Origin of the sequence: Clostridium coskatii, from assembly GCF_001675205.1 — a bacterium.
In the GTDB taxonomy this organism is placed as follows: Bacteria; Bacillota; Clostridia; order Clostridiales; family Clostridiaceae; genus Clostridium_B; species Clostridium_B ljungdahlii.
Genome location: NZ_LROR01000048.1, coordinates 1 through 12,116 on the forward strand (window position 1 = coordinate 1; position 12,116 = coordinate 12,116).

29 protein-coding genes and 1 pseudogene are annotated in these 12,116 nt (G+C 29.9%); 17 read left to right on the top strand and 13 right to left on the bottom strand.

Going from position 1 to position 12,116, the window contains the following annotated elements; translation table 11 throughout:
• The 6 genes and pseudogenes from CLCOS_RS10065 to CLCOS_RS10080 form a co-directional block, all read right to left on the bottom strand.
• A pseudogene (locus tag CLCOS_RS10065) lies at window positions 1–225 on the bottom strand (hypothetical protein); the annotation flags it as partial.
• A 99-nt stretch (window positions 226–324) separates the two neighbouring features.
• A complete protein-coding gene (locus CLCOS_RS22415) occupies window positions 325–483 on the bottom strand; it encodes a hypothetical protein (protein WP_192847953.1) in 159 nt (52 codons plus the stop codon).
• A 116-nt stretch (window positions 484–599) separates the two neighbouring features.
• Window positions 600–941: a hypothetical protein gene (locus CLCOS_RS10070; RefSeq protein WP_063602607.1), complete on the bottom strand. Its 342-nt coding sequence runs from the start codon at window positions 939–941 to the stop codon at window positions 600–602.
• A 69-nt stretch (window positions 942–1,010) separates the two neighbouring features.
• Window positions 1,011–1,466, bottom strand: a complete 456-nt coding sequence (locus CLCOS_RS10075) for a hypothetical protein (protein WP_156496404.1) — start codon at window positions 1,464–1,466, stop codon at window positions 1,011–1,013.
• Window positions 1,467–1,486: 20 nt separating this feature from the next.
• Entirely contained in the window at window positions 1,487–1,648 is a 162-nt protein-coding gene (locus CLCOS_RS22420; RefSeq protein ID WP_156496405.1) for a hypothetical protein, read from the bottom strand.
• A gap of 54 nt (window positions 1,649–1,702) precedes the next feature.
• Window positions 1,703–1,948: a hypothetical protein gene (locus CLCOS_RS10080; protein WP_192847954.1), complete on the bottom strand. Its 246-nt coding sequence runs from the start codon at window positions 1,946–1,948 to the stop codon at window positions 1,703–1,705.
• Between the two features lie 101 nt (window positions 1,949–2,049).
• On the opposite strand from CLCOS_RS10080, the gene CLCOS_RS22425 reads away from it, so the two are divergent.
• Window positions 2,050–2,205, top strand: a complete 156-nt coding sequence (locus CLCOS_RS22425; protein ID WP_156496406.1) for a hypothetical protein — start codon at window positions 2,050–2,052, stop codon at window positions 2,203–2,205.
• A complete protein-coding gene (locus tag CLCOS_RS10085) occupies window positions 2,205–2,411 on the top strand; it encodes a hypothetical protein (RefSeq protein WP_063602609.1) in 207 nt (68 codons plus the stop codon). Before CLCOS_RS22425 ends, CLCOS_RS10085 begins: the two co-directional genes overlap by 1 nt.
• Here the strand turns inward: CLCOS_RS10085 and CLCOS_RS10090 are convergent.
• Window positions 2,408–2,623: a hypothetical protein gene (locus CLCOS_RS10090; RefSeq protein WP_063602610.1), complete on the bottom strand. Its 216-nt coding sequence runs from the start codon at window positions 2,621–2,623 to the stop codon at window positions 2,408–2,410. The two genes, CLCOS_RS10085 and CLCOS_RS10090, sit on opposite strands and share 4 nt — an antisense overlap.
• A 96-nt stretch (window positions 2,624–2,719) precedes the next feature.
• On the opposite strand from CLCOS_RS10090, the gene CLCOS_RS10095 reads away from it, so the two are divergent.
• From CLCOS_RS10095 to CLCOS_RS10135, 10 genes are all read left to right on the top strand, one after another.
• Entirely contained in the window at window positions 2,720–3,238 is a 519-nt protein-coding gene (locus CLCOS_RS10095; RefSeq protein WP_063602611.1) for a hypothetical protein, read from the top strand.
• Window positions 3,216–3,497 carry an excisionase gene (locus CLCOS_RS10100; protein ID WP_063602612.1) on the top strand — a complete coding sequence of 94 codons (282 nt, stop codon included), beginning with the start codon at window positions 3,216–3,218 and terminating at the stop codon, window positions 3,495–3,497. Before CLCOS_RS10095 ends, CLCOS_RS10100 begins: the two co-directional genes overlap by 23 nt.
• 49 nt (window positions 3,498–3,546) lie before the next feature.
• Window positions 3,547–3,945 carry a hypothetical protein gene (locus CLCOS_RS10105; RefSeq protein WP_063602613.1) on the top strand — a complete coding sequence of 133 codons (399 nt, stop codon included), beginning with the start codon at window positions 3,547–3,549 and terminating at the stop codon, window positions 3,943–3,945.
• Window positions 3,938–4,150, top strand: a complete 213-nt coding sequence (locus CLCOS_RS10110; protein WP_063602614.1) for a hypothetical protein — start codon at window positions 3,938–3,940, stop codon at window positions 4,148–4,150. Before CLCOS_RS10105 ends, CLCOS_RS10110 begins: the two co-directional genes overlap by 8 nt.
• Window positions 4,151–4,165: 15 nt before the next feature.
• A complete protein-coding gene (locus CLCOS_RS10115) occupies window positions 4,166–4,348 on the top strand; it encodes a hypothetical protein (RefSeq protein WP_063602615.1) in 183 nt (60 codons plus the stop codon).
• Window positions 4,349–4,363: 15 nt separating this feature from the next.
• Window positions 4,364–4,504 (top strand): hypothetical protein, encoded by a 141-nt coding sequence (locus CLCOS_RS22430; RefSeq protein WP_156496407.1) that lies wholly within the window; start codon window positions 4,364–4,366, stop codon window positions 4,502–4,504.
• Window positions 4,505–4,596: 92 nt separating this feature from the next.
• Window positions 4,597–4,818 (top strand): hypothetical protein, encoded by a 222-nt coding sequence (locus CLCOS_RS10120; RefSeq protein ID WP_063602616.1) that lies wholly within the window; start codon window positions 4,597–4,599, stop codon window positions 4,816–4,818.
• A 3-nt stretch (window positions 4,819–4,821) separates the two neighbouring features.
• Window positions 4,822–5,262 carry a siphovirus Gp157 family protein gene (locus CLCOS_RS10125; RefSeq protein WP_242867058.1) on the top strand — a complete coding sequence of 147 codons (441 nt, stop codon included), beginning with the start codon at window positions 4,822–4,824 and terminating at the stop codon, window positions 5,260–5,262.
• Window positions 5,263–5,324: 62 nt separating this feature from the next.
• Entirely contained in the window at window positions 5,325–5,726 is a 402-nt protein-coding gene (locus CLCOS_RS10130) for a hypothetical protein (protein ID WP_242867060.1), read from the top strand.
• Complete coding sequence (locus CLCOS_RS10135; protein WP_063602617.1) at window positions 5,723–6,322, top strand: hypothetical protein; 600 nt, start codon at window positions 5,723–5,725, stop codon at window positions 6,320–6,322. Before CLCOS_RS10130 ends, CLCOS_RS10135 begins: the two co-directional genes overlap by 4 nt.
• Before the next feature lie 238 nt (window positions 6,323–6,560).
• Here the strand turns inward: CLCOS_RS10135 and CLCOS_RS10140 are convergent, their stop codons facing one another.
• A complete protein-coding gene (locus tag CLCOS_RS10140; protein WP_063602618.1) occupies window positions 6,561–6,758 on the bottom strand; it encodes a hypothetical protein in 198 nt (65 codons plus the stop codon).
• A gap of 285 nt (window positions 6,759–7,043) precedes the next feature.
• On the opposite strand from CLCOS_RS10140, the gene CLCOS_RS10145 reads away from it, so the two are divergent.
• Both CLCOS_RS10145 and CLCOS_RS10150 read left to right on the top strand, forming a co-directional pair.
• Entirely contained in the window at window positions 7,044–7,238 is a 195-nt protein-coding gene (locus tag CLCOS_RS10145; RefSeq protein WP_063602619.1) for an alpha/beta-type small acid-soluble spore protein, read from the top strand.
• A 366-nt stretch (window positions 7,239–7,604) separates the two neighbouring features.
• Window positions 7,605–7,799 (top strand): hypothetical protein, encoded by a 195-nt coding sequence (locus tag CLCOS_RS10150; RefSeq protein WP_065080051.1) that lies wholly within the window; start codon window positions 7,605–7,607, stop codon window positions 7,797–7,799.
• A 290-nt stretch (window positions 7,800–8,089) separates the two neighbouring features.
• On the opposite strand, the gene CLCOS_RS10155 is transcribed toward CLCOS_RS10150, so the two are convergent.
• The 3 genes from CLCOS_RS10155 to CLCOS_RS10165 all read right to left on the bottom strand — a co-directional run bounded on the left by CLCOS_RS10155 (window position 8,090) and on the right by CLCOS_RS10165 (window position 10,139).
• Window positions 8,090–8,656 (bottom strand): hypothetical protein, encoded by a 567-nt coding sequence (locus tag CLCOS_RS10155; protein ID WP_063602620.1) that lies wholly within the window; start codon window positions 8,654–8,656, stop codon window positions 8,090–8,092.
• 15 nt (window positions 8,657–8,671) lie between these two features.
• Window positions 8,672–9,226, bottom strand: coding sequence for a hypothetical protein (locus CLCOS_RS10160; protein ID WP_063602621.1), 555 nt, complete (start codon window positions 9,224–9,226; stop codon window positions 8,672–8,674).
• Window positions 9,227–9,833: 607 nt separating this feature from the next.
• Entirely contained in the window at window positions 9,834–10,139 is a 306-nt protein-coding gene (locus tag CLCOS_RS10165; protein ID WP_242872331.1) for a tyrosine-type recombinase/integrase, read from the bottom strand.
• Between the two features lie 89 nt (window positions 10,140–10,228).
• Between CLCOS_RS10165 and CLCOS_RS10170 the strand changes: the two genes are divergently transcribed.
• From CLCOS_RS10170 to CLCOS_RS10175, 3 genes are read left to right on the top strand one after another with little or no spacing between them, the layout of a single operon-like run.
• Entirely contained in the window at window positions 10,229–10,534 is a 306-nt protein-coding gene (locus CLCOS_RS10170) for a hypothetical protein (RefSeq protein ID WP_063602623.1), read from the top strand.
• Window positions 10,535–10,545: 11 nt separating this feature from the next.
• Window positions 10,546–10,710, top strand: coding sequence for a hypothetical protein (locus CLCOS_RS22785; protein ID WP_242867062.1), 165 nt, complete (start codon window positions 10,546–10,548; stop codon window positions 10,708–10,710).
• Window positions 10,711–10,753: 43 nt separating this feature from the next.
• The gene (locus CLCOS_RS10175; protein ID WP_242867064.1) at window positions 10,754–11,017 is read left to right on the top strand and encodes a DUF1064 domain-containing protein; all 264 of its coding nucleotides are present in this window, start codon (window positions 10,754–10,756) and stop codon (window positions 11,015–11,017) included.
• 193 nt (window positions 11,018–11,210) lie between these two features.
• On the opposite strand, the gene CLCOS_RS23175 is transcribed toward CLCOS_RS10175, so the two are convergent.
• Both CLCOS_RS23175 and CLCOS_RS10180 read right to left on the bottom strand, forming a co-directional pair.
• Window positions 11,211–11,540: a hypothetical protein gene (locus CLCOS_RS23175; protein WP_430392610.1), complete on the bottom strand. Its 330-nt coding sequence runs from the start codon at window positions 11,538–11,540 to the stop codon at window positions 11,211–11,213.
• On the bottom strand, window positions 11,503–12,116 hold a 614-nt coding region (locus CLCOS_RS10180; protein WP_430392611.1), incomplete at its 5' end, for a transposase. The genes CLCOS_RS10180 and CLCOS_RS23175, both read right to left, overlap by 38 nt.

Consider the following 12,116-nt stretch of genomic DNA (forward strand, 5'->3'; position numbering starts at 1 on the left):
TTTGAATCCATACATTTTAATATTATATAATGTTCCAGCACCCGTAAAATGTAGAACTCCAAAAATATAAAGTGCAAAAATAAAATTCCAAATTAAAAATCTTTTTTTATTTCTCATTTTATCTTTTTTAAATACTGCATGTAGAATCACATATGTGATAAAAAACGGAATTAAAACAGAAAGCATTTCATATCCAATCAAACCCCAATTACGTATATCACTCATTATAGCTCTCCTTTCCTCATACACATCAAACATGCATGCCATAACATAAGCAGCTTGTCCCATATAAGTACATTACATGTCCAAATTCTATATGTAATGCTATTTTGTTTTATTGTTACTCAAAGCTATTCCTAAAGCAGCGCCAATTGATATTCCTAAAGCAAGATTATTGAATAATACTCCAAATGAAATACCCAAACTTATTCCAACAGCTAAATAATCATAACCTTTTTTATTTGTCTTTTTATTCTGTTCCATAAATAAATTCCTTTCTCAATAAATCAGTTAACTCTATTTATTAAATTTATATTTGATCAGTTGTTCAGGAACGCTATAATAATTAGCTAATTGATTTACATAAAATATTACAATTGCTAAATGTTATTGGAATTATATAACTTCTCTGCCACAATATCAGCAGATTGCTCCATATATGTATGCTGCATGTCTAGTCCTATGATATAACCTGTTTTAGGCATATCATTAACTATATGTTTAACTTCATGTATGAAAACATGACATTGAGTTTCATAGTTTACATTACCATTCAACATGAGGTGATAATTTCCACGTCTGCTTAGATAAACAAAGCCTAACGTATTTGAAGGAACATTAAAGGCAATAGTAGTTTTTATGTCAAATGCATTCATAACCTCATAAAAAGGAATATCCTCATTCAAAAGAGCCTTTAGCAAAGGCTTGTCTAATATATCCATCCTGTCATCCTTTCTAATTACAAATTAATAATAAAAATGTGAAATAACTAATATGATTGATATTAATTATTATTGATCTGCTTTAGATTCTGAAGGTCTCATTCCTTTAGATTTAGCTTCGCCAAGCGTCATTGTTAATATGTGCTTGCTTCGTCTTAATGTGGTATCAGATTTACTGAAATGATATACATTACTATTTGCTACATAATATACTATAGTATTATCATCTGTACTAGTATTTGAGCTTTGTTGTTGTTCATCTGTATTTTTTTGTACTTGATTTGTATTTGACGTTTGTGTGGTACTGCTTTGTGATGATGAAGTATTATTTTGTGATGAAGTGGTTTGTTGACTGTTAGCATTTTGTGATGTTGGATTTTTATTAGTATTATCATTAGTACTATCAGTACTTTGAGATTGTGATGTAGTTTTATCAGTTGTTGCTGATTGAGTAGTATTAGTAGATGTAGTTGGAGATTGGGTATCAGGGCTATTGCCGAAGGTTATACCCATACCTCCCAGCATAATAACTAATAATAAACTTGTTATAGCACCTTTTTTAGTTTGGAATATTTTTTGAACTTATTGTTTTTAGCATATAAATAAACTAATGCTATTATAGGGCCTATAAGCATTATGACACCTGTGATTTTTATTAAAAGGGTTATAAGTATAATAATGGCTACTAAATTAATTAAAATTTTCATAAGATCATCTTCTTTCTATATAATAATTAATTTTACTAAATTTGAAGCCATGATTTAACCATCATTTCTGTCTTCTTCATCTTCAATAGCCTTTATAATTCTAATTATTTTTTTTATATCGTTAGGAGCCATATCCTTTGTTTGTTTGAAGAGCAATTTTAAATCTTCTCTTTCTTTCAATACATTCCAGAAGTCAGATAACTCCGGATCATCATCTAATGATTTAGAAATTTTTTCAACTGGTGTATCTAATTTAGAACTAGGAGCTATTTTGCTATCAATATATCCTGCTGCTTTCATAAATTCTTCATACGAAACATCATTAACTTATTGATGAAAAATTTAATGGAAATCAATCAAATTTTGCTAGAACTATTGGTGTAGATAGAACACAAATATCTATGCTACTAAATCATGGTGACAGAGTTGGAGCTAAGTTTTATGGTGGATTACTTGCTTTATGTGAACAAGAGGGGTTAGATTATAAGAAGTATATAATTTTGCCTAAAAACGTGAAAAAAGTTAACAAAAATACTCTAAAGGAGGTAGCAAGCTAATGGACAAACAGTTAGAGCAGCAAGTAAAAGATTTAGAGCAAAGGGTAGCTGCACTTGAAGGGCAAGTTCAAGCACAGCAAGAAGAATTTAGTGAAGCTTTAGCGTTTTTGTTTGACAGAAGTGAATATAAAGAATTAATCAAACAAAAAAAGCTTAAGTATCCTAAAATTCTTACAAAAGCATTAAAAAAATATTTAAATATTTAGCGACCATATTCAGCTTCTTCTTTAAGATATTCAAATAGCAATCTTGAAGAAACTTCTAAAGCAATATTAGCAATAGCTTTTTCTTCATCAGTTTTAAAAAGAGAATCAAATTCTTTAGATACAGATTCTTTATACTTAGAAATAATTTTATGTTTTCTTTCAAAACGATCATCTGTAGAAGTACCTATGTGTATTTCAGTAAATTTAGACATTAATCTATCACCACCTTTCAGTGATGATAAAATTCTACAAAAATATATAAAAATCCTTTTATATATTAATTTTAACAACAAAAGGAAGTGAAAAGAATGCCAAGAAAAGCTACGAAGGCAGCAGACAACGTATATTATAAAGCACGAATTAAGGCTGCTATTACTAATGACAAATTGAACAGCAGGGAAGGAGCTGCAGAAGTAATTGGAATTGATAGGACAAGGCTTGCACAAATAGAGCTTGATAGTATCTGTGCATATCCGGAAGAAATTTTAATGATGGCTGATATTTATAACGCTCCTGAATTAGAAAATTATTTTTGTTGTGAGCAGTGTCCTATAGGAAAGCATAGTGTTCCACACATTGAAATTTTGGAAATGGACAGAATTACAATTCAAATTGTATCTTCACTAGAAAACATTGATGAGGTTAAAAAGGAGCTATTAGATATTACAGAGGATGGAATTATTACAGAAGATGAAAAACCAAAGTTAGATCATGTTGTTAAAACATTAGACAAAATTGAAAAAGAATCTCGTGAATTAAAACTTTGGGTTCAGAAAAATTTTGGAAAGAAAGGAGAGTTTAATTATGGAAATGCCGCAAAACATTAATTTTAAAGAAACAATTAAAGATGCTATAAAGGAAGCTCTGGAAGAGGTTTCAAAAGAAAAAGAAACTGATGAAAAAGCAACTTTAACTATAGATAGTTGTGTTAAATATAGTGGGATTGGTCGTGACAAGATTTTGGAACTAGCTCATAATCCTAATTCAGATTTTCCTAGATTTAAGGTCGGTTCTAAGTTTCTTATTAATAGAACAATGTTTGATAAATGGCTTGATAAGATTTCAAAAGAAAAAAGAGTTTTATAGGAGGTTGTATATATTAAAACCAATTAGATATTAAAGGAGGAAAAAACGTATGCAAGAGTACACGTTAAAACAGACAATAGACAAGCTCGAAAGAAATCCAAATTTAAAATTTCAATTTGTTAGTGAGGAATCTTATAGGACGGATGAAGGAGCAGTAATTGCATTAGATGGGGATGGCAGAATTGTAAATCAAGAAGGTGAGACTATATTATCAAACTTCAGTATTAGAAGTAGATTCAGGCTTGTAGACGAACATGTGGATGTAATGGATGCTCTTAAAGCGTTTGAGAATGGAAAAGTAATTTATTGCCTATATGAAAGTAAAAGATACTCATATAATCCAGGCGTTAGTTCTAGTTCCAAGTTAATGGACGATGATTACAATGCAATTTCAGCAGAAGAAATTTTACATGGTAAGTGGTTTATAGAGAAGGCGAAAAGTGTTTAATTTAGAAGATGCAAAGGGGTACATCAAATTGGATGCTAAAGACAAAGAACTTTTTAAAAGGTTTTGTAAGAAATTTTATAAGTCTTGGGAGCATCCAGAGGATCATGCACCAACTTTCGTAAAAAGAATGGGCAGTAAGTATCTTAAAGTTATTTTAAGTGATGGTGACTGGCTGCATATTTTAAAAGATGGAAGCTGGTATTAAAGGAAGGAGGAAAAAATGATGATAAAACAATTATTTGAGAATGGAGGCATTGAAGTAACAGACCAAGAGTTTAAGAAAGTTTTAAAAATAACTACGGATGATATAAGAGAAAATCGTGTCAAGTTTGGTAAAAGAACAAGTTTAAATCAAATGGTTGCTATTGCAAGAATAAGTTTTAAGGTCTTGACAAGTGTTTGAAAGGAAGGTGAATCAATGAATGTACTTGAAAGAAAAATATCTGAAATACAGCATTTAGTCCAAGATGAAAACTATGGATATAAGGAGGCTGTAGATAAGGTTAAATATGATATTGATGGTGATGAACTCTATAATAATGAAACTTTACAAAAATAAAAAAGGCCCTCTGCCAAAGGACCAAAAGAAATTTATAAATCTATTCCTATTCTATATGAAAATGGGGAAAAAATCAAATTGGAGTGATAGAAATGGAGGAAGTATATCCTAAAGACACTGTAGATAAATATGTACTTATAGGATTTTTGAAGAGCATTAAAAACAACAACAATATTCATATTAGGTCATATCTAGAGGATGTTAGCAAGAATGATGATGATTATAAACAAGGATATTACAAAGGATTTAGAGATATAGCAGAGAACCAAAATAGGCTTATAGATAATGTTTTAAAGAAAATGGAGGTTGAATAGATAATGTCAAAGTTATATGAAATAAGCGAAAGGTATAAAAACATACAGGTACTTTTAGATAATCCAGAGCTACCAGATGGAGAAATAAAAAAGGCTCTTGATAATATAGGTGAAGAATTTGATTTAAAAGTAGAGAATGTAGCTAAAATTATAAGCTCCATGGATTCAGATACAGAAGGAATTGAGAAAGAAATCAGAAGGCTTCAGGAAAGAGAAAAAATTATGAAAAACAGAATAAAAGGATTAAAGAATTATATTTATGAGCAAATGCAAGTTACTGGAAAGAAGAAAATTAAAGGTGTGTTGTTTACTCTTGCAATTCAGAAGAATGCTCCTAGTGTAAACATATTAGATGAAAATGCTATTCCAGAAAAGTATAGAGTACCTCAACCTTTTAAATTGGACAAGAAAGCTATACTGACAGATTTAAAGCAGGATATATAAAGATAGATGGTGCAGAGATAAAACAGGGTACAAGTTTAAGAATTAGATAGGGGGAGTAAAGAATGTCAAATGTTATAGCATTACAGCAAAATCAAGTTGTAAGTTTATTAGATAGTATGGAAATAGGAGAAATTAGAAATACCCTTAGTAAGATAGCACAGTTTCAGTCAATCATTCATCAGACATTAAAGAAAGACCATGATTATGGGGAAATAGGTGGGGCTACAAAGCCCACCCTTCTTAAACCGGTAGCAGAAAAAATACTTATGCTAATGGGACTTACAAGTGAATATGATTTTATGGAAAAAATTGAGGATTACGAAAAAGGGATATTTGCATATACCATCAAATGTATATTGAAAAAGAATGGACAGAAGATTACAGAAGGAGTTGGAAGCTGTAATTCTAAAGAAGATAAATACCGTTGGAGATGGGCTAAAGAAGATGATTTGAAGAAAACATGAAAAGTAGCGCTGAATATGCAACAGCAATACAAATAGATTTCTTTGAGCAGATTAATATGAGATATGGATTAGGAATGAGTAAGTCATTTACAAGTATGTTTTCCCAAGTACCTAGTGATGTAGTAGATGAACTTGTTAAAGGCAATATATACAAAGATGGTAGAGGACTTTCTAAGAGAATATGGTGGACTGGCAATAAAGTAAATGCTGACATAGATAAAATAATTCAAAAGGGTATAGCTGAAAAGAAAAGTGCTATTGAATTAGCACAAGATCTTCAGACATATGTAAATCCGGATGCACAAAAAGATTGGAATTGGAAAAAGGTTTATCCAGGTACCTCAAAAACAATTGATTATAGCGCTCAGAGACTTGCTAGAACTTCAATAAGCCATGCATATACTTTATCACTGTTAAAAAGTTGTGAAAGAAATCCATTTATAACGAAGGTCAGATGGCATAATTTAGAAGTAAAGAGCAGCCAAATTTTAGCTCCGGCCTATGATGCAAGTAAAGATGTTGCTGATGTGGTAGGTGATATCAAAGAATTAGACAATATTTCTATTGAACAGAACGTATCAAATACAGCTCAATAATAATTTAAAACCTATAATGAAAACTGTTCTAGGTTTTGTTTTTACTTTTATTTGTGAAGATAATTATAGAGTACTCAGTATTTGTGATTTATACTCGCTATTTTTATACCGTTATTATTGAAAAAGTACGATTAAAAAACATAAAATGTGATATAATAATTTTAAAAGAAGCCGTTACGGTTTTTTAAATCAGATTGTTTTTAATTAATCAAAGTGCACTCAATGGGATGGGTGCATTTTAATTTTTTGAATGATTATTTCTATCATCATCAACGGTAATAGAAATTTCATTATTGTTATCTTTAAAATTATTCTTGTGTTTAAGTATAGCTTTCTCTTTTAAGTATGCTAGTATAGCAAAAATTACTGTTGTTCCTATTACTATACCTGTTGTTGTTATGCATACTATGGAAACAATAATAACATAGGCATTCATTTCGTCACCCCCTATGCTGTCAAATTAACCGCAACGACCTCTTTGTAAGAGATAAATCCCAGGGGATGACTAACTAAAAACATTTTATTCTCTTGATAATTATTATAACATACATAGAAATAACTTTAAGTTTAGAGTGGAAACTATTCTGGAAAATTATAAATTTGTAATATATATGTATAAATATTACTAAATGTTTATCAAATTACCTAGAGTAATTTTTATAGTAATGCATAAACTTTAAATATAACCAGTAAAGTTTACTATAAAAAAGGAGTGAGTACTATGTCATATAGTAACAAACCAGTAGTTCCACAAGCTAAAGCAGCATTAAATCAGTTTAAAATGGAATCAGCTAAAGAAGTTGGAGTAAACTTAAAAAATGGCTATAATGGAGATCTAACTTCCAGAGAAGCTGGATCTATAGGTGGAAACATGGTTAAGAAAATGATTCAAGCATATGAGCAAAATTTAAAATAAATATATAGCAAAAACCTGTGCTCTAAATTAGGACACAGGTTTTATTATTATTTGTCAAGATATGGATTTATTAGTAAAATAATAGCATTAAATAGGAATTTATTCAATAGGTAATAGCATATAATTATATATAGAACTTAGATCAATCCTCAGTTATGCATATCTTTTTCGATATAATTTAATTAGTTTTAAAATTTCAATAAATTCATAAATTATTATTTTTTAATTTTACCATAATTATGGTGTGCTGTGATATAATGTATTTAATAGCAGCAAATCATGTTATGCAAATTACCTTCTCCCGTAAATGCTATATGAGTGGATTGCAGGTATAATGGGTTGACACAATGGGAGGAGGTAATATGAATGAGCTTTTTCTTTTTGTGCATTATAGTGCTTTCTATAACTGAAGTATCAAGTTTGTGTATTTTATCAGTATTCTGTTATAAACAAGATAAGATTAAAATGTTGTTTGAAAGTAAGACAAGTGTTTCAAAAGATAAAGTTTTAAATGATGTTAGAGTTGGTGTAGATAAACCTAAAAAAGAAATTAGCAAGTAACTTCGGCTAAAAGCTACTTGCTCATATAAGTTTTTTCATGCATGACATAGTTTTGTGAATATATACAGCTTCCTGTAATTCACTCACCCTATTATTATATTATAAACTGGACAAAAAATATACTATATAATTCAAATTTATGTTATACTTTTACTATTTTTATAATAGCATTTTAGTGAAATAGATATGTATTATCATAATAAAATCATGAATATTTTAAAGTAACATTTAATTATGATAACTAAAAAAGAAATGAGCCTAGCTTTGATTAGGCTCATTTCTTACTTTTACTATTTACTTGTAGTTGATTTTTGTAAGTTTAGTGAAAAATCATTTAATAATTTTTTTGTATATTTGTATACATCTTCTCCTAATAAATTGCTATTAAAGTCATTACATTGTGATGCATATTTAATAAAGTCATTATAAAAAGAAATGCTATTAGGATTTCCTGCTTTATTTTGTGAGGTGTACATATTATACTCACATGATAAATCAAAAGCAATATTAGCTCCTTCATTTTCAGGTACATTTAAAAGAGCTTCTCTAAATGCTTGTCTTATATATCCAGGAGCTGTTGGTGGTGGAAAACCTGAGACACGACTTTTTTCCTGTTCCCATGAAGAAGAGTTTTTAAAATCTATACCAGCTTTTTTTAAATGTGCATATAAAAGTAAATCTTCTTGCTTATCTATAGGGTCTGTCTCATTATTTATTTCGTCAAGTATATGTTTATCACCAGTAGATGTAGGCTTAAAATCATAAACTTCTGAGTCTTGTGAGTTAGAGTTATTCTTCTTACTAATTTTATCATTAAAATTATATTTATTTATATTGATACCATTTAAATTTATCATGTGAACCTCTCCTAATTATTTTAGTAATTTTGAAATATTAGATGCATTGATAATATTAGTACTACTAGCATTTGAGTTATTTGCTTGAATATTAAGGGTAATGGTATCGCTAAATGATGGATAACCAAAATGAGGAGATGGAGTTGGAACTGCTGAATCTGCACATACTTCTATAGTATGTTTGCCAGGAGTTAAATTTTCAATTGCATCTACATTGTTATATCCATATACAATTCTAGTATAAGGATTTGACATATAAGATGTATTTATAATAGTATGTGAAACATATTTTCCATCAACATAATAATAATTTCCATTACTAGTTCCTAGTTGTGTTGTAAGTATATAAACAGTACTACCTGAAACTGAAACTGAAGATGCGTATTTTTTTTGATAATATTGTCCATATCTTTCAGGTCCATAAAGCTCTGGCCATGAGTAACCAGTAATTTCAAGAGAAGTTAGTACAGGAGCTCTGTCGGCAGAAACTTTTTGAGGTGTAAAACCTGTAAAAGTAACAGCCATTAAAAGAATAGCAAAAGTAAGTGACATAATTTTTTTAAATTTCATTGTAAATTCTCCCATTCATTATAAAATAACATAATTATCACTTAATTAATATATCGTATGGAAATAAAATTAATTTATAGAAATAAAATAATTTTATAGCAAAAATTTGAAACAAATAATGATATAAAATAACTTCTTTTGACAAATAATTGCATTCTTTTAATGTATATGTATTTGAATTCCCATGTTCAGCAATAATGCTTTTAACACATAAGTTACATATACATATCAAAGAATATTATATTTTATAGTGGAGAAAATGTGTTAAATTAAGTATTATCAACAGGTATGGATGTGTTAAATTTACACCATTTTTACACCATAGTTTTAGATTGATGCATATAACAATATTCTATTATAGATAGAAAGCCTTTATAATTGGGGGTTTTCAGAAAATCATATATAATTGTAATATATTAAAAATAAAATCAGGAGTTCGATTCTCCTAGGGACTACCAAATGGCTAAATAAGAGTGTTTTGAAGGATTTCAAAAGCTCTTATTTTTTTAGTTTCCCACATTTTTCCCACATAAGTTTTAGGTGACTATAGATAGGTGTATATTTTATATGAATTTACTACTATAGAATTAGTAATATTTCAATTTATTTATATAATGTTATTTAACTTTTCTGCAGCATTGATTTTTTGCTTTGGCATCACATGAGTATAAATATCAGCTGTTGTTTCTATATTGCTATGTCCAAGTAAAGCTTGGACAGTTTTTAGAGGAGTCCCAGCCTCAAATAACTTTGTAGCATAGGTATGTCTTAAACAATGAAATTTTTTATGCTCTATTTTAGCTTTTACTAATAAGTTTTTATAACTTCTAAATAAATTTTTTGCATCTGTAGATTTTCCAAGGGCAGTGGCAAAAACAAGATTATTATCCTCATAAGAATTGCCAGCTTTCATTTTTTCTAGTTTTTGTTTTAATCTATGTTCTTTTAAAACCGGTATTAGTTTAGATGGAATAGGTAGGCTGCAGCCCAACGCTTGTAAACATGATTGGATCTGAAATGGATTTGGTGAAATCCCGTAAGTCATCAGCAGAGGTAAGAAGTCGATATTGCTCTATTGAAAATGTTAAAAAGGTGGCCAAGTTATTTAAAAAAGACCAAAAGATAAAGCTAAAAATAAGATTTACTCATGGAGCTTATATAAACATAGGGTGCAATAAATATAGAACTGTAAGAGATACTGTTGTAGATAAAACAGAGTGGTTTGTGGTAATACAAAGAAAAAATAGCAGAGAGAGTTTTAAGTATATTGATTTCTGTATAGGAGATGTTCAAGTTATGGAGGTATAGAAGGTGAATGTATGAATAAGTCAGTAATTATAAAAAATGCAGAGCCTATAAAGTTTGGAAATCAGATAGGAATGGTGATGGATGAATTGGACCCAGGAGCAATACGAAGCATATCAGAAAAAGAGAGGACAGAAGCTAGAAAAGCCAAAGATAAATGTTCAGAAATACAAAAATAAAGGTGTTTGGTATGATGGCTTGTACTTTAGGAGTCAGTTAGAAATGAAAAGGTACTGCCAGTTGAAGATCCTGTTTTATTCTGGAGAAATAACTGGATTTATAACTCAGCCAAGGTTTGTTCTTCAGGAAGGCAGCAGTGGGGAAAAGGCAATAACATATAGTGCTGATTTTTTAGTATTGCACAATGATGGAAGTTGTGAAGTTGAGGATACTAAAGGGTATGAGTCCGAGCAGTGGAAAAGGACATACAAGCAGTTTAAGTTGAGGTACCCAAGTATTGATTTAAAGGTGTTAAAAGACGTGTGAGTAATACGTAAAATGAAATTTAGATGAATTAATCAATAAATCTAAATATATAAATGTTCTTTGCTACGAAAATAAAAGTTAGTAACATCTGTACATTGACAATTTGATAGGATTTAGGGTTAAAATGTGCATAGCAAAGCTAAGGCAGGCATCGCCTGTCAAAAAAGAGATGAATAGAAGATGTAGTAATTAATTATTCAGTTGGAGCCTCAATGTGGAAGCCTAATTTTTGCAGTTCAAAAATATAACGAGAAATACGCTTTTGTTCACAATTTTTTCTACGCTGATCAAAATTAGAGTCATCATAAACTGTACCTGATTTTAGCATCGTATAGATAATTACAAGCAGCTTTCGGGCTAAAGCAATAGTGGATTTTTTGGCACCTTTGTTTTGCTTCAATCTCCAATACCATGATGAAAGATAAGTATTCCTTTTACCAGCGATAACCCACGCAACTTCGCAAAGCATACTTTTTATATAAGGATTACCTTTGGTTACAGAAGTCTTTTTTTTTACCTGCACTTTCATTATTACCAGGGCTAAGCCCTGCCCAAGAACAAATATGTTCAGCTGTCTTGAAGCAGCTCATGTCTACTCCAATTTCAGCAATAATAGAAGCTGCGGCGGTTTCAGCAATACCTGGAATACTGCATAAAGTTGCTGTTGCAGAGGAAAATTGATTTATTTCTGCAGTGATTGATACTTCAACATCTTTCAGGTGAGAGTTCAAAACATCTAAGTGAGATACTAGCATTTTTAAGAAATTTCTTTGGTGCACAGATAGAGTTCCATTCACTGCAATGAGAATTTCATCTATCTTTTTGCGTGTCTTTGTTTTTAGGCATTCATTAAGTTGTGATTTATTAATTTGTCCATGATCAATGAGACAGTTTATAATATTTCGTCCAGATGCACCAAATATATCAGAGATAAAGGTGGAAAGTCGAAAACCTGAGCTTTGCAAAAATTTCTCAATTCTATTCTTCTGGGAAGTAATATCGCGAATCACACTTTTGCGGTAACGAGTGAGGTCACGAAACTCTCGAATTTCCTTAGCTGGAATAAAACTACCGTTAAGTAATCCAGCGCGAAGTAATG